Consider the following 24,644-nt stretch of genomic DNA (forward strand, 5'->3'; position numbering starts at 1 on the left):
ATGGATTCGCACCGAAATCTTCTTATCATCGCTCTACTCTCTCTGTCTTGTCTTATCTGGCAGACTTGGCAAACGAGCCATTCTCCTCAGCCTGTCGTGCAGAGCCTAAAACAGAATATGAATATAACTGTGGCAGACTCGGACAGTCAAAGAGTGTTGGAAAGGGGACGAGGTCAGTTCATCACGGTAAAAAGCGATGTGCTGGCATTAAAAATTAACACGCATGGTGGTGACATTGAGCAGGCTGCCTTATTGACGTATTCTAATAAACTTGGTTCGAGCGAGCCTTTTCATCTACTCGAAACATCTTCAGACTTTGTCTATCAGGCACAAAGTGGCTTAATTGGTAAAAATAATTTTGATAATCCCAATAACGGCGCTCGCCCGATTTATTCTACGAAGCAGGATACGTATATTTTGAAGGAGAACCAGAGCGAATTACGTGTACCTTTAACCTACACCACTCCGGAGGGAGTGGTGTACACCAAGAGCTTTATTTTGAAACGTGGTGATTTTGCCTTGAAGATTAATTACGATATTAATAATACCAGTGCGAAGCCACTAAACGTGGTATTGTTATGTCAATTAAAACAGTCAGTTAAACCTCATGAAGTTCATGATGTTACTGGTGTTAACTTTGCGTTACGTACCTACCGTGGTGCGGCGTATTCTACGATCGATGAAAAATATCAGAAATATACCTTTAAAGATATCAAGAGTCAGAATCTAAGAGTGAGTACTGAAAAGAGAGGGTGGGTTGCTATGTTACAGCAATATTTTGCTGCAGCATGGATACCTCTTATACAGGGTAAGAATACTATCTACACGACCGAGTTAGACAATGGAAAAGCAGTAGCCATTGGGTTTCAATCCTCTCCAGTCATGGTCTCGGCTGGTAAGAAAAGTGAATTAAAAGCTATATTATGGCTGGGCCCGGAAATCCAGGATAAGATGGCAGCTATCGCCCCCCACCTAGATTTGGTAGTTGATTACGGTTGGCTTTGGTTCATTTCTCAACCGCTATTTAAGTTACTAAAACTTATTTATAGTTATATTAGTAATTGGGGTTTCTCTATTATCATAATTACCTTTATCGTCCGTGGCATCATGTATCCACTTACCAAGGCGCAGTATACCTCTATGGCTAAAATGCGAATCCTGCAGCCAAAACTAGTGGAAATACGAAAGAGATTAGGTGATGATAAGCATCGACAAAGTCAAGAAATAATGGCGTTATATAAGTCCGAAAAGGTAAATCCGTTGGGCGGATGTCTCCCGCTAATAATTCAGATGCCAATTTTCCTGGCCCTATACTATATGCTATCTGGTTCTGTTGAATTACGTCATGCACCGTTCGCACTTTGGATCCATGACCTGTCGGCTCAAGATCCCTACTATATTCTACCAATATTAATGGGCGTTACCATGTTTGTTATCCAGAAGATCTCGAACACTACTGTTAACGATCCGATGCAGCAGAAAATCATGACTTTTATGCCATTGATTTTTAGTGTATTTTTTATTTGGTTTCCGTCAGGTCTAGTTTTATACTATATTATTAATAACCTGGTAACTGTTATTCAACAGCAATTAATCTATCGTAGTCTAGAAAAGTGTGGACTCTACAGTAGAGATAAAAAAGTTAAATAAATCAGTGTCCTAGACTGTATATCTGCTAATAAAATAGTTGTAATTAACCTGAATGTTTTATTCTTGTAATCGTGATTATGGTAAAAATGAGTACTGCAATAAGCAAGACGGAGACTATTACAGCTCTGATCACTCCACCTGGACGGGGTGGAGTAGGAGTTCTACGTGTTTCCGGCTTACTTGTTACCCGGGTTGCTGAAGAGCTACTTGGTAAGTTACCTCCACCTCGCCAGGCGGAATACCTACCTTTTCACGATGCCGGCGGCGCTATATTAGATCATGGTATTGCCTTATTTTTTCCAGGTCCTCATTCCTTTACTGGCGAAGATGTTCTTGAGCTACAAGGGCATGGTAGTCCGGTAATCTTAGATCTATTGTTACAGCGGATTCTATCACTGCCCGGCATACGTATGGCTCGTCCTGGCGAGTTTTCAGAGCGCGCTTTTCTAAATGAAAAGATAGATCTGGCGCAAGCAGAAGCTATTGCTGACCTCATTAATGCCAATTCTGTTCAAGCTGCCAGGTCTGCAATGCATTCTCTTCAGGGGGAATTTTCTATCCGCGTTCATACATTGGTGGAGGCGCTCACTAACCTGCGTATCGATGTTGAAGCATCTATTGACTTTCCAGATGAAGAGATTGACCGTGTATTTGATAATACGATTGAAGCTAGCCTAAATAATCTTATTGATATGCTAGAGCGGGTACGCGCTGAAGCGCGACAGGGTAGCCTCTTACGCGAAGGTATAAAAGTAGTGATTGCCGGTAAGCCTAATGCTGGTAAATCCAGCCTATTAAATGCGCTTGCAGGATACGAAGCTGCAATTGTTACGGCAATTGCAGGTACGACACGTGATGTATTGCGTGAATATATTCATCTAGATGGGATGCCGATGCACGTAATCGATACCGCTGGTCTGTGTTCCGCTAAAGACGAGGTAGAACGGATCGGGATTGAGCGAGCCTGGTATGAAATCAAACAGGCAGATCATGTACTTCTCATTATCGACGGTACTACCACCCCCTATAGTGATCCAGATATGCTGTGGCCTGAATTTATCGCCGGTGTACCATGTGGAATTCCAGTTACAGTAGTGCGCAATAAAGCCGATCTAACTGGTGAACAAGTCGGTATTAGTAAGGTTAAAGATTATTCACTTATTATTCTTTCAGCTCACTCTGTCGCAGCTGTGGATCTACTTCGAAGCCATCTAAAAAAGAGTATGGATTTTATTGGGAACCAGGAGGGAGGATTTTTAGCGCGTCGTCGTCATCTCGAGTCACTGGAAATTGCTGCTACTCATTTGCTTCAGGGAAAAAAGGAATGGATAAGCACTTCTCAAGGAGAATTTTTGGCGGAAGAGCTGCGGTTAGCTCAGCAAGCGCTTAGTGAAATTACAGGTGAATTTAGCTCAGATGATTTGCTCAGCAAGATTTTTTCTAGCTTTTGTATTGGGAAATAGTTTTTTATAAGGCTTGATGAAAACTTTATGATTGTATATCACTTATGGTTTTTAAGTTATATTTGAGTTAACATATGATTATTTTTAGGATACAATCCTCGCATATATTAGAGAGAGTATCTTCTTAAGGTTTATGCGTTCTTATTGAAGAACGCATCTTTAAAAATATATCTATAGAGTATCATGTTATTTAAATTCTTTCTTCTGCCCATAAGAAAGAATTTATGCTAGAACGAGTTAGCTTAGCACGGTGAGCTAGAAAGTTGCTTAATCAGATGTGAAATAGTAGCTTCTAAGGCTATGTTCTATCTATCAATTAGATAACCCTTTTACATATATCTTTTCAAATATATATTTTCTTCTTTTGGCCGCATCATTAGATTAAAAGATGAATTGTAAATTCATTTTTTTAATGATATTTGGTTAGTATCAAAAAAATAATTATAGTGAATGCATAATATATTATGTCTTGCAAATATGAATAAAATGTATAATGTTCTGTCTTTTATAGTAAAAAATATAGAACCATGAGGTGTTATATAGCATTATCTATAAGATAATTTGATTAATATATCAACATTATAATTCGTTTCGTATGAGATGGTTATGCGGTTTTCTTAAACTCAGTCGTACTATGTTTGATATGAATCTCTTATGTTTTTACCTGTATAAGTACGAAACTTAGCCTAATTAAAATATTGTAGAGTTCCGAAATTTATATTCGATCATCCAGTAATCGTTAAAAAATATAAAATTATTTTAGAGAAATACTAAAACAGTTCTTTTAATAGGTATGTTTACCTGTAATAGGTAATAGATGAGATAGCCAGGATCTTCAAAACCACTAAGTTGTTATCATTAAAAAAGATTACATTAGAGAACGCATAAAATTAGGATAGAGGTTCTAGAATACATTTTAGAAGCAATTATTTTCTGCGTCGGAAGACGTAGCGGTACTGGAATAGTATAATGGTAAAGAGTTTTGCTTATTATGAATAAGCATGATAAAATATAATGGTGAATTCAATGCACCTTGCATTTATGTGTGTATAAGATTCCATACACCCTCGGTGTGCTCTAGTCATGTATATTCATATTGCAACTGGTGCTTTAATCGTAGCATGTGGGTTATAGCCCACTAGTTCAAAATCTTCGAAGCAATAATGAAATAGCGATAGCGGTCGTCGTTTTATGAGTAATGTTGGCAATGGCCGGGGATCTCGAGTTAGTTGAAGATCTGCTTGATCTAAATGGGTATTATAGAGATGTATATCGCCCCCAGTCCAGATAAAATCACCGATTTTTAAATTACACTGTTGTGCGAGCATGTGTACTAGCAAAGAATAACTTGCAATATTAAACGGTAGACCGAGGAAGATGTCGCATGAACGCTGATAGAGCTGACATGATAAAGTGCTATTGATGACATAGAACTGAAACAGTACATGGCATGGAACCAAGGCCATTTTGTCTAGTTCGCCGACGTTCCAGGCAGAAACTATAATGCGGCGGGAATTCGGATCATGTTTAAGTTGGTGTATTACTTTATCTAGTTGGTCTATTTGGTGTCCATCTCCAGTATTCCAGGCGCGCCACTGTCGACCATAGATTGGGCCTAACTCTTTGTTTTCATCTGCCCATTCATCCCAGATAGAAACATTATTCTTATGTAAATAAATAATGTTAGTATCGCCTTTCAGGAACCAGAGTAATTCGTAAACAATTGAACGAAAATGACAATATTTAGTCGTTACTAACGGAAAACCTTGGCATAAATTAAAGCGCATCTGATAACCGAATAATGATAAGGTACCGGTGCCAGTACGATCCGGTTTCGGGATCCCTTGTGTGCGAACCATGCGTATTAAATCTAAATATTGTTTCATAATACCTCAGGAGATATATTACCGAGAACTGTGGCGATACACTAAACTCACCATAATAATCACGCCAGCCAGAATCATCGGTATAGATAAAATCTGCCCCATACTAAGAATGCCAATAAACAGGCCTATTTGTGAATCTGGTTGGCGGAAAAATTCTACAAAAAAACGAAAAGTGCCGTAACAAATCAGGAATAAACCGGAGACACTAGCGATAGGCCGCGGCTTACGGATAAAGAGATTGAGAATGATAAATAGTATGACACCTTCTAGTATCATTTCGTAAATTTGGGATGGATGCCGGGGAAGCACACCATAAAACTCAAACAGTGTTTTCCACTTTGGATTATTCGCTAGTAATGCTAAATCGGCATCCCGAGAACCAGGAAAAAGCATCGCCCAAGGTATATCAGTAGCTATTCTCCCCCACAACTCTCCATTAATAAAATTACCTAAACGGCCAGCACCTAGCCCGAAAGGTACCATTGGTGCAATAAAGTCGGCTACCTGAAAAAAATGACGCTGAGTATGATGGGAAAACCATAACATTACCATAATGACGCCTATAAGACCGCCATGAAATGACATGCCCCCTGTCCACACCTTAAACAGATACAAGGGGTTCTCAAGAAATAGCGGAAAATTATAAAATAGAACATAACCAATACGCCCGCCAAGAAATAGTCCTAGAAAAGCAATGTAGAGAAAATTTTCTACCTCTTCTTTTCCCCATCCACTTCCTGGGCGCTTTGCTCGCCGTATCGCTAGCCACATAGTAAAAATAAAACCCACTAGGTACATTAGACCGTACCAGCGAAGAGAAAATGGTCCCAAAGAAAAGATAACAGGATCAATTTCAGGAAAGGTTAGATAATGAGTCATTATTAATTGCCACGATCTCGTTGTTTGTACTATTCGCCCCAATGGATACTACTATCGGGGGTATCGTTATACCAGTCTTTCAGGGGGTTCATTTTCCCTGATTGTTGTAAATTGTGCTAGTATAGCATAGCAGTTCTATTCTGTGCGTTAGGGGATGCGAATAACCTTTTATTCCTAGGAAAGTGGTTGGTGTCATGTATGAGAAAGTTTGTAGTTTTTTTAAACGACTCAGATATAACTGAATATTTTAATCTAAAAGATTATTAGAGATATCCTTGTTTGTCAGACATGTTTATGATAAGAGTATAATTCCGAGGAATTATGGAAGGCATGAAATCGTTATGGACTTCTGCATAGGTAGCTGAGAATATTTTCAATATACCGTATTGTCTTTCAATCGGTACAAGACAGATAGTTTAGTGAAGAATAACTGGGTGTTCTCTTCTGTCTAGAAGACGTTTTCGCTTCATGAATAAGTCATATTGGTGTCCGGAAAAAATGCCTGATGTCTTAATGAGTTTTGACAATAATACATAAATTCCTCTACTTCTTGATCAAGTTTTTTTCTCACATTACCTGAGAAAGGGAAAAAAGAATATGTATGGAATTAAATCCGAACGGTAAAAAGTGTGCCTTTACGGTTTTAGGTAAAAGAAGTGAGGTTTTCTATACATACGTGTACAGTGATTCCTGATGATAATATTAATGCTTATTCCGATAGAGCAGCATTGATGCAGATTGTTCGCCATGATGATTTGTGATACGTGTATTGTCAGTAGACAGAGCTTTAGTGAAATACATAATATCTTTTTCTTGTTTTAAATTAAATATCACGTCGCTTTATTAAGCGAGGGGGGTAGGTTGTGATAATGCTTCGTAAAAATTGAGATATACATATATCTGCTTTTATTTAGAGACGAAGATAGAGAAGAACATGAGAAACTTAAGACATAGCTAAGTGTTTTAATAATCGTATAAGATATAGTATTGGTATTTCCATTTTTCGCAAAGAGTATAAAAGATTTCGCATGAATCTGTTTATCTGTAATAAACAGATGTTACTAAATTAGTATTTAAATACATGAATATCATCATGTGGTTATAAAAATTACTGTTAAAATGTTTGGTAGTGATTTTAAAATCATCTCTCTTCTATTAAAGAGAGATGATTAGATAGCATTACTTTTAGTGTCGTTTTTTCTCTGCATACGATACTAGTTTAGTATGGGCAAACCTCTTTATTTTAGTTACGGGAAGATCGTTGGCCCTCATGCTTATGTTGCTTTTCCTTCCGGGTTATTAACCACCAAGCCATGAATCCGATCATGCCTACTGCTATTAAAATAAGCGTTGCTAGGGCATTAATCTCAGGGTTGACTCCCATGCGAACACTGGAAAAAACAAGCATTGGTAGCGTGGTGGAACCGGGACCAGCAACAAAACTAGCGATAACTAAATCATCAAGCGATATGGTAAAAGCCAGGAACCAGGATGCAATAATAGCTGTTATAATCATTGGTAAGGTAATAATAAAAAATATTTTCACTGGAGTTGCACCCAAATCCATCGCAGCTTCTTCGATTGATTGATCTACCTCGCGTAGACGAGAGCTCACTACTACTGCTACATATGCAGTACAAAAGGTAACATGTGCTAACCAGATAGTGAGCATACCGCGTTCTTCAGGCCAGCCTATCGAATTCCCCATAGAGATAAAGAGCAGTAGTAGAGAGAGGCCGGTAATCACATCAGGCATTACAAGCGGTGCAGTGAGCATAAATTCAAACCCATTAAAACCCCGAAAGTAGCCGAATCGGACAATCACGATCGATGACAAGGTCCCCAGTACTGATGCCATGGTAGCTGTGGAGGCAGCCAGGATCATACTTAATGTCATAGCCCTAATCATCACATCATCATGCACTAGAACTTGATACCATTTTATAGACCAGCTAGCCCAGACAGTTACCAGCCGCGAACTGTTAAAGGAATAAATTACCAACATTAATATCGGTGTGTAGAGAAACGCATAGCCTACCAGTAAAATTAAAGTACGCCATGGTGAACGCACGATCGGTAAATGGCTCATCAGGGTTTCTCCATGGCTTTTTTCTGATAGTTGTGGAACCACATAATAGGCGCGATCAGCATTACCAGCATTACTACTGCCACTGCCGATCCCTCTGGCCAGTCTCGGTTATAAAAAAACTCTTCCCACAAAATTCGGCCGATCATAATGTTACCTGATCCGCCAAGCAATTCGGGGATCACATATTCTCCAAAAGCTGGGATGAATACAAGCATGGAACCTGCTATAACACTGCTTTTCGTAAGTGGCAAAATGACTTTAAAAAAGGTTTTGAATGGGCGTGCTCCTAGATCTAGCGAAGCTTCTACTAGTGAATAATCTAGTTGGGTTAGCGCAGTATAGATTGGTAGGATCATGAAGGGTAAATAAGCGTATACGACACCAATATATATTGCTAGATTGCTATGATTGTTATGTAAAATAATCAGAGGATGGTCGATAATCCTTAACCATATTAGTATATTGTTTAGAATACCATTATTTTTTAAAATAGCTATCCAGGCGTATACGCGAATTAAAAATGAGGTCCACGAGGGTAGGATTACCAGCAGTAACAAAATATTACGAGTGGATGTTCGACTATGTGCTATTGCCCAAGCCATGGGATAACCTAGTAGCAGTGAACAGAAGGTTGATACTGTTGCCACTTGTAGGGATTGTAGGAAAGCTTCGATATACAAAGGGTCATCTAAGAGTCGCATAAAGTTAGCGAGATTAAGTGATATTGTTAGCGTTCCATCGAGCCAGTTAAGCAAATCTGTATATGGCGGGATTGCGCGTGCTGTTTCAGCTAGACTAATTTTCAATATGATGAGTAATGGCAGCATAAAAAATAGCAGTAGCCAAAGATATGGCAGGAAAATGATTAAGTTACGACTATGTAATGTTTTCCAATATTTTAAAAATATTGGAATGAGCGTATCTCGTATCCCGCCGGGTGCTTGGGTGGAGTGAGGATTAAACATACCCCTCCCTATACGGTAAGAACAATGCAGCTATCCGCATCCCAACATAGAGTTACCTGATCTCCCCAGGTAGGCATGCCTTTTCGGTAACGGTATGCATTAGTTAGTTGAGTGATAATAATCATCCCGCTTTTAATGCGGATGTGATAAATAGATAGATCCCCCAAGTATGCAATATTGATTACTTCGCCGATGGCGAAGTTACAGCTGTCCGCCGGTCTATCGTTGCAAAACATAATTTTTTCTGGTCGCAGTGCTATGTAAACTGGTATGCCATCTACTACTGATGCATCGGTGTTAATTCGTAGAAGAGAGACTAATTCTGTGCTCTGGAGGACAAGTGCATTGTCGGAACGTTCTTTCAATAATCCTGTGAATATATTTACTGACCCAATGAATTCGGCGCTAAATCGGCTATTCGGGTGTTCATAAATCTCCTCTGGTTCACCGATTTGTATAAGTTTTCCACGATTCATTATAGCGATACGACCTGCCATAGTCATCGCTTCTTCCTGATCGTGGGTCACCATGACGCAGGTCGCACCGACTCGCTCAAGAATGTCTACTATTTCTAACTGCATGCGATCGCGTAGCTTTTTATCTAATGCTCCCAATGGTTCATCAAGTAGAAGAAGTTTAGGCCGTTTAGCTAAACTTCGTGCGAGAGCAACCCGCTGGCGTTGACCACCGGAAAGCTGATGTGGTTTATGCGTTTTATATTCCTGCATATGTACCATCGCTAGCATTTGTGTCACCCTTTGTTTAATCTCCTGGCTTGGCAGTTTATCCTGTTTTAGACCAAAGGAGATATTCTGTTCTACCGTCATGTGGGGAAATAGCGCATAGGATTGAAACATCATATTGATAGGTCGTTGATAGGGGGGTGTATGAGAGAGATCTTGATCGTCAAGAATGATATCGCCGTGGGTTGGTGTTTCAAAACCTGCTAGCATACGTAACAGTGTAGATTTTCCACAGCCAGAACCGCCTAATAAAGCAAATATTTCCCCTTTATAGATCGTTAGGCTCACATCATCTACAACTATGTGTCCATCATATCTCTTGGTGAGATTTCGGATTTCTAGGAGGGGTATAACCATTTTTTTTGGTTCCATTGGACAGGGGATGGGGTATGGCATCGTTCACTAATATTACTCTCCGATATCGGCGAGGAAGCAGACCAGATTAGGCGGTACGGTGCATCACCGTGAACAAAGCAGAATAGGCAGGAGGGAATCTGCCTATTTCTTAAGCTGTGAATACAATAACATATTAACTCATTTACCACTTTTTACTTTCATCCAAGAGCGAGTGATCACGCGATCAATTTTGGGTGGCTGAACTTTTAGCATAAACAATTTAGTGCATACCTCCGGTGGTGGATAAATACCCGGGTTGTTACGGACTTCTGGATTCAGTAGCGCCGTCGCAGTCTTATTTCCGTTAGCATAAAAAATCTGATTACTAGCGTTAGCAATTACTTGTGGATCGAGTAAATAGTTAATGAACTGATATATTTCATTGAGATTTTTAGCGTCTGCTGGAATAGCCAACACATCAAAAAACATTAATGCTCCATCTTTTGGAATCGAATACGCAATATGGACATTATTTCTCGCCTCTTTGGCTCGGTTGGCAGCTAATATTACATCTCCAGCCCAACCGATCGCGACACAAATATCACCGTTAGCAAGGTCATTAATATACTGCGATGATTGGAAATACCGAATGTTAGGTCGTAGTTTTAACAGTAGGTTAGTAGCTGCTTCGGTATAATCAGTGGATTTTTCGCTATTAGCGTCTTTCCCTAGATAGTTGAGCACTGTTGCATAAATCTCAGAAGGTGCGTCAAGAAACGAGACTCCACAGCTTTTAAATTTCTTAAGGTTATCCGGGTTAAGTACTAGATCCCAGTGATCTATGGGTGCAGCCGTGCCCAATACTGATTTTACCTTATCGATATTATAACCGATACCAGTCGTAGCCCACATGTATGGAATGGCATATTTATTGCCGAGATCATGGCGACTAATAACTTTAAGTAGCTGAGGGTCAAGATTTTTATAATTTGGTAGTTTGCTTTTATCGATAGGCTGAAATACCCCAGCTGATAGCTGGCGTTCCAGGAAGCTCACAGAGGGGACTACAATATCGAATCCGCTACTACCGGCCATCAGTTTGCCTTCGAGTACCTCATTTGAATCAAAAACGTCATAAACCACTTTGATACCGGTTTTTTTTTCAAAATTAGATACGGTATTCGCTCCAATATAACCTGACCAGTTATATACATGTAGCGTTTTCTGCTTAGCGGATACAGAAGCAGCTATGAGTAACCCGGTAATCAGACCGGTAAGCAACAATTGACGTTGGGTAAACATTCGTTACTTCCTCCTGCAAACCTTTATCTTAAAGACGGTGTTAATTTTACTGTACTGATTCAGGTGACTAGGAATCAATTTAATCTACGCTCCGAATATTTAAGGTCAAACAAGCATTAAATTCCCGTGAAAAAAATCCATTCACTCTTTGAGTGACATTGTCATAGTTTAAAGGAAACACTGTTGCTGTGATGATGGTTCTAAAACCGATGGCCAGCATAACCGTACAGAGGTTTTCGCGCCAGCATTCGGCGTAAAAAACGATTTTAAGTGATCAATCCTTCATGCTTCCGCATTGAATGAGAGCAACAAGTAGAAAAAGACACAGGAAATGCGAAATGATCATTATCAAACAATATAAAATTGTAAATCCTTAACAGTAAGTATGAATGTAAATAGATATCTTTAGCACCCTTAAGAGTATCTCTAAGGAATTGCCGACTGAGAGAATTTAAATAAAATGGAAAATAGAACGGCTATTGGTTGTTGAAAGGAAAGATGATTTCCAGTGTCAGTGTTTCCTAGTGTTTTAGAGACTAACAAGTGTTGGATTAGTCATTGTAAGAATACCTAAGTGTGATGTGAAGTATATGCATGTACTGTAACTGAATATTGCTATATGTCATATAGTATTGCGTGTATGGTATTTTTTTCTATGTGAATCAGTTGTTGGAATCTTTTCATTCATGCTTTTGTTTTTCAGATGTAACAATAGCCTAAGCAAGCGATTTTATATTAAGCTTTGAACGCAACTATTCGAATGTATCTTGCTTTATGTGATGGTGCATCTTAAATCAAGAAGATACTGTGTCCATTCCTTCTTATTATATATCTATAATGAATAAAGCAATATAGATAAAGATAAAGTATGCTGGATTAAGATTCCATAAGAAGGATTTTATCCTAATCGTGGTTTTTATTGCGTAAAAGATATAAAACTTATAAAGCCTTATGATTTATTTAACGAAACGACAAAATCCTGATGTTTTTTATTTTTTTAGATATGTCATACTACATGTAGCTAGCTGTCTCGAGGAGCATGGTGTTTTTTTTATTGTAGCTAAAGCAACTCTTTGAAGATATCTTAGAAATAGATAGCGATTTAAGTCTGATTAAAATTAAGTAGATGTATGATATTTATCACAAAGTAGTGAAAAACGATTGTATTTCTAATATCTAAAAAACTTTCTATAGTTATAGAACTCTTCATGATCAGCATGATTTGTATCGATCGGTATGATGAGTCAATAGATTAATAACATTGTTCTTAATGTCAGTATATATTTAAAATATCACATATATTTAATTCTTACATCTAAGTTGCGACTGATAAAGAAATGATGTACCAATCGCACGAAAAAAGGCATGGCTAACGTGCTTTTTTTCTATTAAAAAACTCCAAATAGCAGTCTGCTAACATATTTAACTGTATACCTTACCAAGGTGTTTGTTTAATAAGATTTTTATTACAAAATGACCAGGTAATGTAATCTACATACTTTATTATTAAGTTCATATAGCCGTGAATCACTATAGCTAATTACAGACGATGCCTAACATCAAAACGAAATTCAAGAAAAGTGACAACGCTGTTTCTACTTGAGTTTAATATTATGATATTTCTGCACTGCCTGTATTCTGACATGGAAAACATAGTAATGATAAAGAATAAAGATATATTGGTTATTCTTATTCTTATTCTTATTCTTATTCAGATAACACTTAAATTTATTTAGAAAGCGATAATGATTTTCCAACAAAAAACATTTTTTTCTCAATGATTTTTTGGTTGTTTCACATCAATGTACCAAGCTGAATATTGTTTAATCAGATTTGTAAAATACGTTTTACATCGGTACAGAGCAAATCATTTCTATAAAGCGATGCAGTAATGAAAATTTAAGCCGTTGCTTGTAGTGATATAACCCAGAAGCTGGAATATTTTCCTGAACTTGTGCCTCATTGAGTGAGGCATCCTATCCTTAAAAGTTTATTATGATATCTTGTATCTATATGAATTATAGAACTTAATAAATCAATATGCATCTTAATAACAGTAAGACTGTTATTAAGATGAAAAGTTTGCTGCTTGGTTACTATTCGTTAAGGTATTATTAAGATCATGGTTAGGTAACATATAGATAGTTTTTTTTAAATTTTCATATCTATCTGATCAGAGTAATAGATTAAAATGAGCAATTACATGTAGTGATTGATATTTAGTATTGTTTTCACTCGGCTTTACATTTTCAATACAGAAGATATGAATGCACTGTTATCTTCCTTTATTGAGGAGTGTTGGTTTATTTGGCATGAATATGAATAATTCCATAATAAATAAATGAATTGATTATTAATGGGTGATAACATGCCACTGCAGTTTATGATGGACTGGCACATGTTGAAACTTAAGTTATTTTAAAACCAATTATATTACTTTCTAGATCATATGTTCATAAACACATTAGGTAAGGATAAGGTCAATTGATATTGACTTCTTTTTCCTTCATTTTCTCAATAAAGCCTCAACGATTTTCTGATTAAATTCAATAAAATGTGCTTTGTTTCTTTTTTTAAAATAGATTGTGTATCGCTTAAAAGTACCGGAAAAGATATTTTTACTAACACTGAGGTAATAAACAGACATGACATATTTACACTATTTTATAGCACTTCATTATTTTTATCCGCTTTTAAAACATAGATAAAATATAGTCAAGATTTATAATAAGAAATATTGTGGGTTAATTTATGTTAATTAACGTTTATCAATAATTGAATAGAGTTTTTTATAAAATTCGTACAGTAATGAAATATTGATTTCAAGTAATAATTACAAATCAAGTCTAAACTGGCTACTCAGAATGGCCAATACTTTTTTGTTTTCGGTTTATAAAGTTTTTTAAAACACCTTGGTTTATGCATGATGATAAGAGATCAATGAAATGAAGTTGGTAACAGGGATTGAGAAATATTTGTGACGATGAGGTTTACTATAGAAGGTATTTTTTATAAAAGCAGTTTAAAATTACGCTTGCCTGGAAAATTCTTATTATTTTGATATTCAGCATTTTGCTTGGAGTGGTATTTCATAACCAGGGAAAAGTAGGTGATTGGGTAATTTTCAATATTCTTTCCCCTGTTAGGGATGTTTTTATCCAGATAATCAAAATGATCGTGGTTACTATTGTGGTGCCAACTTTGGTTGTCGGGATTGCCGATATTGGCGATGATAAAAGGTTTAAAAGTATCTGATGTAAAGTTATCGTATATGTCGAGACAATCACGATTCTTGTAATCCATCTGGAGATGGATTGGATATATCCACGTTGATGGGAGTGGATATATCTAAATACGAACAAACTATTGTTGTAAGGCAATCTGGCGTTTATTTTCTGGTGAAAATAATTTCCTCCTCGGATTCCAGAGGAGCTTTTAGCTTTAATAGCCTTGGGAGGATATGTTACTAATTGTTTTCTTTTCTGTCTTATTTAGGATTGATTTAGCTGCATTACTGATAAATACCAGAGAGCCTCTTCTGTATTTGTTCTATTGTAATAGCCGAAACGATGTTTAAAGTCATGTAAATGGTCATGGGATATTCCCCAGTGGGGTTTTTCAGTAATTTCAGTCACTGTAGCGACCTTTGGTATGACTTCACTCTAAACTAGCAAAATTAGTTTTTCTAGTTTAGAGTGCTATTATTTGTTGTGCTAGTTGTCCTGCGAGCTGTAGCTCGGCTTTGTCGCCTTAGGATTTTGACGTTAATCTAAATTTTAAAAAAGGGGTTATTTCTGGCTTTTTTTGTTGCTAGTTTATAAAGTGTATTATCGAAAAAAATAGAGGAATATAATGTACCGGCAGCCATTAGGCGCTTCGTGGTGCCGATCGGTTATTCATATCACTTAGATGGTTCGGCGTTATATCAAAGTGTTACCGTTATTTTCATCGCTCAACTTTACGGAATTGAGTGATCTCTCGATCCGCAGATAGTGTGAGTGTTGATTTTAATGGTTTTACTTCTAAAGGGATTACGGGCGTACCTGGTGTCTCCTTTGTGGCAATGTTAGCGAGGTTGGATAGTGTGGCATCTTACTAGAAAGAGTAGCGTTGATCGAATGTTATCCGGAATGTCTTGATATTGCTAGTCATCGAAAAATGGGAAATCAGTATGATATCGTGCAGGAGCGAGAATGTGCGAAAGCAATATTGATGACTAGGGATTGATTTTGTATTTTATAGAAAAATAAATGAATAATTTAAAAGTTAGAGTTCTGTTTAAAGAAACAGAAACCCCATAGTGGGTTATTTTTCTTGATTGAGGAAAGTTTCAATCTATAAAAATAGCTCGATTTCTCAATGTAAATCTGTTAGAAACACTGTTGATCTAGTAAAAATTATCATGATCTATGATCATCTATCTATTTTAGATATGCATTCAGTAACCTTAATTCGAAATAGTAAAGTTCGCACTCAGTTACTGTTAGTAAACCTCGTTATATTATTTGAGATCTTTTTTAATTTTAGATTGGTTAATCTATTGCTTAGGTGTAGTTAAAGATTGTAGATGTGTTAAGTAAAAACGTATCTGATATGGACCTAGAGTCCATATAAAATGGTTGTAGTATAGATGGATATGCTTTGTATAAACCAGTAATTAAAAGAAAGTGAAGTACTATGCTTGACTTTAAAATTTTCATGTAAACGACGGAAAATATAATATTTTAGTGTTTTTGCTATTGATTTAGTATTTTTTTATTTTATTTTTTTGTACATCTCCTATTTCTTGTTTCAGGGATCATAAGAGTCGCTTATTTTTAGAGAACCACAAGATGATTTACTCAATCTATATTACTGGGTACTTATAAAACATGAAATCTTAATTATTAATATCACTATATTGCCATGAATCATAAATAGTTAATTCAAATCACGCGGAATTTTATTCCAAAAAAAACATGAAGACTTGTGGCTTCTAACTGCTCTTTAAGTTTAAACGGGATCGTTGTCTAGTTATATAGAGATGTATTATTATGATGTGTTGTGCTCAAGTGTATCACTTTCTAAGTATCTAGCTTCTTTTAAAATAAGGTGCTAAGCATATTAGATAATGAACCTAAATCGAATTATGAATATTTAAAAATAAGAAAGCATTTCGAGGTGATTAAAATTTAACAATATTTAACATACTTCTTCGATATATAATATAAGCAAAGAATCTTGTCTTAGAAGGCGTGAGGTGGTCAGGCAAAAATGGAATGCAAATATACATCTTTAAATGTATAATAGATATTATTGCCATAATAGACTATAGCAAACTGGATAAAAATCTTGTCAATAACAGTATTGGGTAGCAAAGTATTCATTCCAGTCTAATAATCCAGGCTGTTATTAATGAAAAATATAAGAAAGCGCTGCAGCTTGTTTAAGTTGTGTTTCACTTAACAGATGAACGTTGGAAATTCAGCGTTAAAAACATTAATAAAGTCACGGACTGGCCGTTTAACGTAGTAAAAATATTACCATACAATTTGATATTGTGGAATAATGGCTACACTCTATTTTTCATGGAGTGTTTATATCCATTAATATTTATTCACATAATCAGCAGTATCTTGACGCGATATGTTAGATATATTTTAAAGGAACCACTTTAATACAACATGGAGAAATTATTGTGACTTTTATGCTACCAGCTCTGTCTTATGCCTATGATGCTTTAGAACCATATTTCGATAAAGAAACCATGGAAATTCATCATGCTAAACACCATCAAACTTATATCAACAATACCAACGATACTTTGAAAAGCTTGCCAGTATTTGCGAATCTTCCAGTTGAAGATCTTATTCAAAAACTAGACCAGGTTCCTTTAGATAAAAAAAACATAGTGCGTAACAACGCTGGTGGTCATGCGAATCATAGTTTCTTTTGGAAAATTTTAAAACAAGGTACTGTCCTTCAAGGTGAATTAAAAAATGCTATTGAGCGTGATTTTGGCAGTGTTGACACTTTCAAAGTGGTGTTTGAGAAAGCTGCTGCGACTCATTTCGGTTCCGGTTGGGTATGGCTTGTAAAAAAAGATGAGATATTAGCTGTAGTATCTACCGTTAACCAGGATAGCCCCTTAATGGGAAAAGCAATATCTGGAACTTCTGGCTACCCAATTCTAGGGTTAGATATTTGGGAGCATGCTTATTATCTGAAATATCAGAACCGACGCTTAGACTACATTAAATCATTTTGGAATGTAGTAAACTGGGATGAAGCCGCTTCACGTTTTATCTATACCTAAGAGCAGCAGGGCTTATCTCTGCAAGATGCCTGAGTATCGAGATAATCCCTCTATAATTAGAGGGGGTTGTTTTCTCATTTTAAGAAACGTTAAAAACGGGAGATTCCATTATCTACCAGATAGGCATCGCACTCTTTAATTAAATGAGAAGCTTGAATAGCTTAGCAATTTCTTATAGATCCTATTGTAGAGTAAAATAAATCGCTCCGGTGTGAACTTATATGCTTGATCAAGATGATGAAAATAGTTTTAAAGCACATATTTTATACCTTTCATCTTTAAGTTAACCATGAAAGTTATATATAAAGTGATATCGACTGGAACATTAATCACTCGGCGGAGTGCGTGCTCAGCTCAAAAAGAGCGTATTGATGTATGGCATTGATAAAGTCTGGGTGAAGGATTAGCAATCCTTTGTAAATTTTGACTGTAGTACTTATGTAACTAAATTACATTTTTATAGAAAAAAGAGTATTATGAAGTTTTAAATACCATCTCTAAAAGGTACTTTACATTTACCTACAAATGACCCCGCATAGCGTTTTAAAACATTGAAAGTTAATTCTTTGCCAATGGATGTACTAGATACTAACATGTCTAAAGAGCTAGCAATAGACTTAAGATTATTATCACTATGATGTTTAAAGCTTTTTAGAAATCCTCCGCCAAGATCCTATAAGATTTAGAGAAATGTAGATATAGATTCATGAGGTATATAAAGCAATAACGCTCTGATTTTTACACGCTTCCTATTCTGGAATAGTAGGGTGAGCGATGATCATGTTTTTTCTATAGATCTTGTATCTTTTATGGAAAAGATTAAGTGAAAAGAGTTGATATTATAGTGTAATCAAACGTTGAGTACACCATTGGAAAAAGTACACAATTTTAAATATAGATTGAGGCGTAGCAATGTTATAAGAGTCGGCGACTTATTTAGTAAGTAAAAATAAATTCTTTAAATAGAAGGAGACCCATCTATTTTATAGATATATAAATGTTTTATAGAAAAAAGATTTTTATCACAACTATGAATAGAAAATGTTTTCTCTAGGGTACCTCCTGTCCTATAATATTAAAAATTGGTAAGGTTCCCTGTCCGTCGAGATAAAATCTCATCCATGACCAGTACTGTTTTGTACTAAAGTAATCGAGGAAATCAGATAATCAGCCGTAGTCCCGCCAAGCGGACTATTCTTGGTTCTTATTGATCCTAGGTTGCGGAATTCTTGTACTTTCGATAATCGATAGTCTCAGCCCACTTCCGCTAAACTTAGGAAGTGTAATGATCGCAATTTTTTGTAGGTCTCTGGATAGAGACCGGAACCATCATCGTCTATAGCGGTGGTAATTCTATTATGATCAGTACTAAACATTATAATTATCTGATGATTTGAATAAGTTAGGGTATTTTGAGTGGTATTTTCTAGGGCGCTGTTCAGCGCGGTAGCGTTATCTAATAGCGTTAAGTTGTTTGGTAGCGAGGCAACCTCTAGAATTTTTCTTGTTTGTTCTACTTCAAATTGGAGATTATTAAGTACCTCTAACCCTAAATCGTTAGCTCGGTAGATTTCTTCCGATAGTATATCTTTATGATGATTTTAAGATAGAACTAGTAAACCCTTAATCATTCTATTAATCCGCTGTAATTCCGTTTCAATACGCGCAAGTTTACATTCTTCACCATGCCGATGTCTCATATCAGTGCAGTAGCCAACTGCAATTGGGTAAGAGGTGTACGGAGTTCATAAGAAATATCGGAAAGAAAATGTTGCTGAGTTGTTATCATTTTCACTATTACACTGACCATCTAATTGAAACTGACACCGGTAGATTAAAATTCTTGAGGTCTTGTGTTAATTTTAGAATGCTGTTGAATATTTCCAGACGCCACTTCATTGCAGTTTATTATAGTTTTCAAGCTGGTTTAGCTAGGCTCGAGATTTCCTATCATGGAAGAAGAATACTAAGAAGTATGACGACGATAAATAATAGTATCGAGCGATTATTGTATGGTAGGTTGATAAAATCCGATTGAATACCCTCAATTGGATGGATTGGGTAAACCGGATAATTCTTCACGCTGTCTGGAATTATCAAGGGGCCTACTAGTTTTGAGCGCCATATCGTTTTTTCTGAAGATGGCAAGCAGTATTATTTAATTGGCCAATAAAAATATAGATGATTTTCATTTTGTTTTATTGGGTGCTGATATCCTACCCTTTCTTGGTGACTAAAATTACATGCTAGACGGGGAAAACGAGTTTATCAATAGCTACAAATAGCCGCTGCCACCACATTAAATCATCATCTGACAAAGTCATTAACTCTGCTTATGTATGCTGTTGTACAAGCATACCTTGAGACTGCTCACCATTAATCAACTTTGTTGTTTTCCACTAGAGTTTAGTGTAGCGACCAGAAGTAGTAACAGGAGCACTGTTACTAGAGTTAACCATAAGGCAATAAAAATATATAAAGATAATCTATTAACCATTAGATGGATACCATGAAATAACTTTGTCCCCACAATATTTTAAACTATGGATGCCCATTTTTGCCTTTCGGCAACCTATGCCGCATACTCGAAATATACATATCTACAGCCCGATAGAATGGCGTTGATTTTTTCCAAGTAAGACTATCTATGGATTAAATATTCACGCGATAGAACCTGACCTATATACTGTGCTTGCACATATAGCAAAGCAAACTCAGTAGGAGTAAATTTAAGAGGAGAGTTGTGTCAGCATGACTCATGCTAACCTAGTTTTTGGCGTAGGAAATCTGCTTCAAGCACTGGCGTCTTCAACTTACTATGCTGTTGTTGCCCCACCACTATGCACGACGTAACACTGCTCGAATATTTGTTATTAATCACGATCGTTCTAGGGTTGAGGTAAATAATAATCCGTCCCTAACTCGAGGGATAATGAGATATAATAACATTAAAATCAATAAGTTATTATAACTGTTTTATGGGTTTTGCTCATTCCCCATCATGTGCGATTTAGATAGAGAACCCTTCTAGATCTAATAATTCCGTTAATAATGACGTTAATCAGTGAGTAGTATTAAACATAAGGATTATATTCATTTTATGTATTTTGTTTTACCTGAAATAGGGTAACTGTCAATATTATTTTCGATTTTGTTAACGACTGAAGTCGAAGACTCCTCTGTTTTGGAATTAATTATACTAAGTTTTTTATGTTAATTTCTTATCTGTTGTACCTATTAGATTTAGAAACTATTTCTAAGTTCTTTTATGGGTCTATATCATCCGATTGAGCAAGAACTACCTTTATCTGGATAAAGCTAACTTATCATCAGATAGTCGATGTAATTCTAACGATTTTTTTATTGTGCTAATGAATAAATTTATATTTTTTCCTTATCTAAGGTAGAAAAATTTGTTTAAATCACCAAAAAAAATGTATTTCAGCGTGCTTACATGGTGTTTCGAGATAGGCTGTATTCTTGTGAATCTAAGATTGACTTTAAGTAGGGTTGTTTTTAGCTTGGCAAGGAGCACGCTTAGCCCTCATATTGTAATTAGTATATCTATGACACGTATATGGAATGCGAATCAGTTTCTAGCAGCGTTTACTGAGTACTTTTGAGTTTAATAAAGTATTAATCCATGATTCATTTTCAATGTCATCTGTTTTTTCATCTTTACATACCTTATCTTTTTGATGGAAGTTAGACTATGTACAGGAAGTGTGAGATTTAATATAAGTATATTGTACGATGAGAACTACATTGATTTTTCATTGTGTAGGAAGATTTGATCTTGTCTACTAAAGGCGATTAGCAGTCTATAAACTAGAGTGGATTAACTTGTTTGAATATTTGCCATGGTGTTATTTTATTTTCAATAATTTTTTTTTGATAACTAATCAAAGTACAATCTAAGATAGCGACTAATAGGTGAAGTTTAATGGAAGAATAATAGACTCGTATTAACAACTAGTTTCTCGAGAGCCAGTATGTGTTTTGTCAAATAATGGCAACATGGAGTAACTTACAGTTTTACGTCGTTTTCTTTTTCGTTTTTTTTGATCTACGGATTTTTAGTACTATTCCAATAGTAAAAGTTTTAATAAAATTCGCTATGCGACTATAAAATCGTTGAAATATGGTCTTAATCCTCGCATTAACCAGAAAATTAAGATGTTAACTGTTAGTTAAGACATTTAATCAACATGTATGATGACATTTATCAGAGTAGGTATAGATTGTATTTCCCTGTTTATTTTATTAATATCACCTATTAGTCTTCTATAGAAGACTCTCTCCATTAAGGAATAGAAGAGACTGAAAACTATCATGATGATGTATCACTATATGAGAATTATATGCACGCTATAAAATCAAAGCGCAACTTTAAGACATCGATGAATCTGTATTCACGTTAGCATTCACATAATACCAGTTGTTTAATCTTATATATATAGTATATATACCGGAAGGTATTTTAGAATAATTTAATGATTTTAATTAATAGGTAGAAAATATTATCTATCTGTATATCTGCTACTATCAGCATATATTTCTTCAATGCGTTGTAGCGATGCAAACATTCATCCCACTCTTGCAAAGATAGGTATATAGATAAATTTAAATTTTCGAAAAAATATTATTCTATCTTTTTTTTATAGATAACGTACTGTCATTGCGACGTTTGAGCTGTCCTTAAGTTTTAGACCTCAGGAGAGAAAAATGACAATACAGCAGGAGATTATAGCGGCGCTTCATGTAAAACCAACCATTGATCCGGCGGTTGAATTTCGAGTAAGCGTAAATTTTCTTAAATCTTACCTAAAAAAGCATACCTTTATACGATCTCTCGTGCTTGGTATTAGCGGCGGTCAGGATTCTACGCTCACAGGCAAGATTTCTCAGCAGGCCATCACGGAGCTCCGGCAGGAAATAGGGGTAAGTAATTATGCATTTATTGCTGTTCGTCTACCCTATGGTGAACAGAAAGATGAAGTTGATTGTCGGGACGTAATTACGTTTATTAACCCTGACCGTACAGTCAGGGTTAATATTAAAAATGCTATTGAGGCTAGCGAGGTTACCTTACGACAAACAGGCATTATATTAAGTGATTATATAAAAGGTAATGAAAAAGCGCGTGAACGCATGAAAGTACAATACAGCATTGCCGCAATAACCTCGGGACTAGTGGTGGGTACTGACCACGCAGCAGAGGCGGTAACCGGTTTTTTCACTAAATACGGAGATGGTGCTACTGATATTAATCCTATTTTTCGTTTAAATAAACGGCAAGGGCGTGCTATATTGCAATATCTTGGCTGTCCTCAGCATCTTTATCAAAAAACGCCGACAGCTGATCTAGAAGAAGAACATGCTTTGTTACCAGATGAAACAGTTTTGGGTGTTACTTACGAAATGATTGATGACTATTTAGAGGGTAAAATTATTGAATCTGCCTCATCTGATATTATTGAAAAATGGTATGAGAAGACCAAGCATAAACGTTATCTACCAGTGACGGTATTTGATGATTTCTGGAAATAATCTTCATCCCATGATAGTCAATAGCGTACTTTTTCTCTGGTATTGTACAAGTAACAGAGCATGTATCATTTTATAGAGTAGTTGCATCGATGATGAAAAACGCTAAAAATCATCAGTTGCATTTTAAATAAGAGGTATATGGATATCCTGTTTCGGGAGGTGGTGCATGGTTTATTGTAGATAAATTTATATTGAATTTTATATCCATTTTTTCTAGATAGTCATCGTTTTTTAGTTGCTAAGATTAATTGAGAGAATACCCAATAGTGTAGTCAAATACATTATAATAATCTATTATGTTAGAATGAAAAGAGTTTTTTAGCATATCTTTAATTCATTTATTAAGTTAGTGGATAATATCCTTGGTTTTCAGATAATGTATCTGTACTCAGACAGTGCTTGATATAAGGTTATATATATAATTTAGTTTTCCATAGTAGCATATTTTTACCGCTAAAAGATACAGTTTATAACTTGCTATCTATGGGATTTTTAGTATCCGATAGATAGGCATTGCGAGATGAGATGGTATAAATCGCTCAATATTTTTTATATTAAAGCTAGTTTTATTGTATGAAGACAGATAAAAAACTACCGAGTTTTATGATATGTTCTAATGATAAGGTAGTTTTATAAGCTCACATTAGGTATGTATAAAATTGTACTTGATATACTCAAGTATGTCAGTAGGGGAGAAGATGTTTCATTACGTCTATATTTTTCTAATTTAGAAAGATATGTCCTGTATGAATTAGGGCGGGAGCAATGAAGGTTAACATGATAACATAGAGATTAAATATTTAAGCAAAAACTTTATTTAGTACGTCATATTATTTTTAGTTAGGGATATCACAATCATATATGGACAAATTAATTTTCTTTGTACTTGATAGATTGGATGGTTCCCCTGAAAAGTTTTTGAGAACATGATGGGTATTTATTCAACAGTTGTAAAATGCAACTAGATTTAGTCTTGAGATAGGTGAAAATAATTTCAACAATTTTATTATTTTTAGGATAAACATAGGTAGTGTACTTCAATCCTTTCAATATTCTCTTCCAATAATTTTAATTATCTCACCCCTCAGCAATTTTCTATTTATTAGGAGTGCTTACCTATTGATTAGAGAGTAATCGTAAAGGCGTCGATATCGCCATGTGTTAGGTGGCGGTGATTTTCTATAATTTCCGTTAGATAAGGCATATAAGATCTTAAAAATACCAATGTAAATTAATTAATTAGATATAATTAAGTTGATGCGCTTGAGTCATGCTGGGAGCTTTTCGTGTGATCTACCTTATTTTATATAAACCTACTATTTACTATCAACTTCATTAACATCCGACAGGATATAGTTATAGGCATTAAACTCTCCACGAGGTTTTATGAAGAAGACAAAGTGTTTTAAACATATAATTCTAAGTCTTTTATAAAGATAGAAGTATTTTTATCATTTTAAATAATATGATGTCTTAGAATTAATAG

Annotated in this window: 14 protein-coding genes; 7 read left to right on the forward strand and 7 right to left on the reverse strand. The window is 35.6% G+C overall.

What is annotated here, in order from left to right; all coding sequences use genetic code 11:
• Both yidC and mnmE read left to right on the forward strand, forming a co-directional pair.
• Window positions 1-1,650: a membrane protein insertase YidC gene (gene yidC, locus GFK82_RS00990; protein ID WP_226811073.1), complete on the forward strand. Its 1,650-nt coding sequence runs from the start codon at window positions 1-3 to the stop codon at window positions 1,648-1,650.
• A 98-nt stretch (window positions 1,651-1,748) separates the two neighbouring features.
• Window positions 1,749-3,113 (forward strand): tRNA uridine-5-carboxymethylaminomethyl(34) synthesis GTPase MnmE, encoded by a 1,365-nt coding sequence (gene mnmE, locus GFK82_RS00995; protein ID WP_226811251.1) that lies wholly within the window; start codon window positions 1,749-1,751, stop codon window positions 3,111-3,113.
• 1,091 nt (window positions 3,114-4,204) lie between these two features.
• Here mnmE and thyA read toward each other — a convergent pair.
• From thyA to potF, 6 genes are all read right to left on the reverse strand, one after another.
• Window positions 4,205-4,999, reverse strand: coding sequence for a thymidylate synthase (gene thyA, locus GFK82_RS01000; protein ID WP_226811074.1), 795 nt, complete (start codon window positions 4,997-4,999; stop codon window positions 4,205-4,207).
• Between the two features lie 18 nt (window positions 5,000-5,017).
• Entirely contained in the window at window positions 5,018-5,878 is an 861-nt protein-coding gene (lgt, locus tag GFK82_RS01005; RefSeq protein ID WP_420885615.1) for a prolipoprotein diacylglyceryl transferase, read from the reverse strand.
• A gap of 1,243 nt (window positions 5,879-7,121) precedes the next feature.
• A complete protein-coding gene (gene potI / locus GFK82_RS01010; protein ID WP_226811075.1) occupies window positions 7,122-7,967 on the reverse strand; it encodes a putrescine ABC transporter permease PotI in 846 nt (281 codons plus the stop codon).
• Window positions 7,967-8,932 carry a putrescine ABC transporter permease PotH gene (potH, locus tag GFK82_RS01015; protein WP_226811076.1) on the reverse strand — a complete coding sequence of 322 codons (966 nt, stop codon included), beginning with the start codon at window positions 8,930-8,932 and terminating at the stop codon, window positions 7,967-7,969. The genes potI and potH overlap by 1 nt, the downstream gene beginning before the upstream one ends.
• 8 nt (window positions 8,933-8,940) lie before the next feature.
• Window positions 8,941-10,071 carry a putrescine ABC transporter ATP-binding subunit PotG gene (gene potG, locus GFK82_RS01020; protein ID WP_226811077.1) on the reverse strand — a complete coding sequence of 377 codons (1,131 nt, stop codon included), beginning with the start codon at window positions 10,069-10,071 and terminating at the stop codon, window positions 8,941-8,943.
• Between the two features lie 138 nt (window positions 10,072-10,209).
• Complete coding sequence (gene potF, locus GFK82_RS01025) at window positions 10,210-11,313, reverse strand: spermidine/putrescine ABC transporter substrate-binding protein PotF (RefSeq protein ID WP_226811078.1); 1,104 nt, start codon at window positions 11,311-11,313, stop codon at window positions 10,210-10,212.
• 3,057 nt (window positions 11,314-14,370) lie between these two features.
• On the opposite strand from potF, the gene GFK82_RS03990 reads away from it, so the two are divergent.
• On the forward strand, window positions 14,371-14,568 hold the full coding sequence (locus GFK82_RS03990; RefSeq protein ID WP_320412891.1) for a cation:dicarboxylate symporter family transporter: 198 nt from the start codon (window positions 14,371-14,373) through the stop codon (window positions 14,566-14,568).
• A 236-nt stretch (window positions 14,569-14,804) separates the two neighbouring features.
• Here the strand turns inward: GFK82_RS03990 and GFK82_RS03995 are convergent, their stop codons facing one another.
• Entirely contained in the window at window positions 14,805-14,948 is a 144-nt protein-coding gene (locus GFK82_RS03995) for a hypothetical protein (RefSeq protein ID WP_320412892.1), read from the reverse strand.
• 246 nt (window positions 14,949-15,194) lie between these two features.
• Here GFK82_RS03995 and GFK82_RS04000 point away from each other — a divergent pair, with 246 nt between their 5' ends.
• From GFK82_RS04000 to nadE, 4 genes are all read left to right on the forward strand, one after another.
• The gene (locus tag GFK82_RS04000) at window positions 15,195-15,287 is read left to right on the forward strand and encodes a cation:dicarboxylate symporter family transporter (protein WP_320412893.1); all 93 of its coding nucleotides are present in this window, start codon (window positions 15,195-15,197) and stop codon (window positions 15,285-15,287) included.
• Window positions 15,284-15,412, forward strand: coding sequence for a hypothetical protein (locus tag GFK82_RS04005; protein WP_320412894.1), 129 nt, complete (start codon window positions 15,284-15,286; stop codon window positions 15,410-15,412). Before GFK82_RS04000 ends, GFK82_RS04005 begins: the two co-directional genes overlap by 4 nt.
• A 1,587-nt stretch (window positions 15,413-16,999) precedes the next feature.
• Window positions 17,000-17,608, forward strand: a complete 609-nt coding sequence (gene sodA, locus GFK82_RS01035; RefSeq protein WP_420885617.1) for a superoxide dismutase [Mn] — start codon at window positions 17,000-17,002, stop codon at window positions 17,606-17,608.
• 4,725 nt (window positions 17,609-22,333) lie between these two features.
• Window positions 22,334-23,158: an ammonia-dependent NAD(+) synthetase gene (gene nadE, locus GFK82_RS01040; RefSeq protein WP_226811080.1), complete on the forward strand. Its 825-nt coding sequence runs from the start codon at window positions 22,334-22,336 to the stop codon at window positions 23,156-23,158.
• Window positions 23,159-24,644: the final 1,486 nt, after the last annotated feature.

It is taken from the genome of Candidatus Steffania adelgidicola (assembly GCF_020541225.1).
GTDB classification, from domain to species: Bacteria; Pseudomonadota; Gammaproteobacteria; order Enterobacterales; family Enterobacteriaceae; genus Steffania; species Steffania adelgidicola.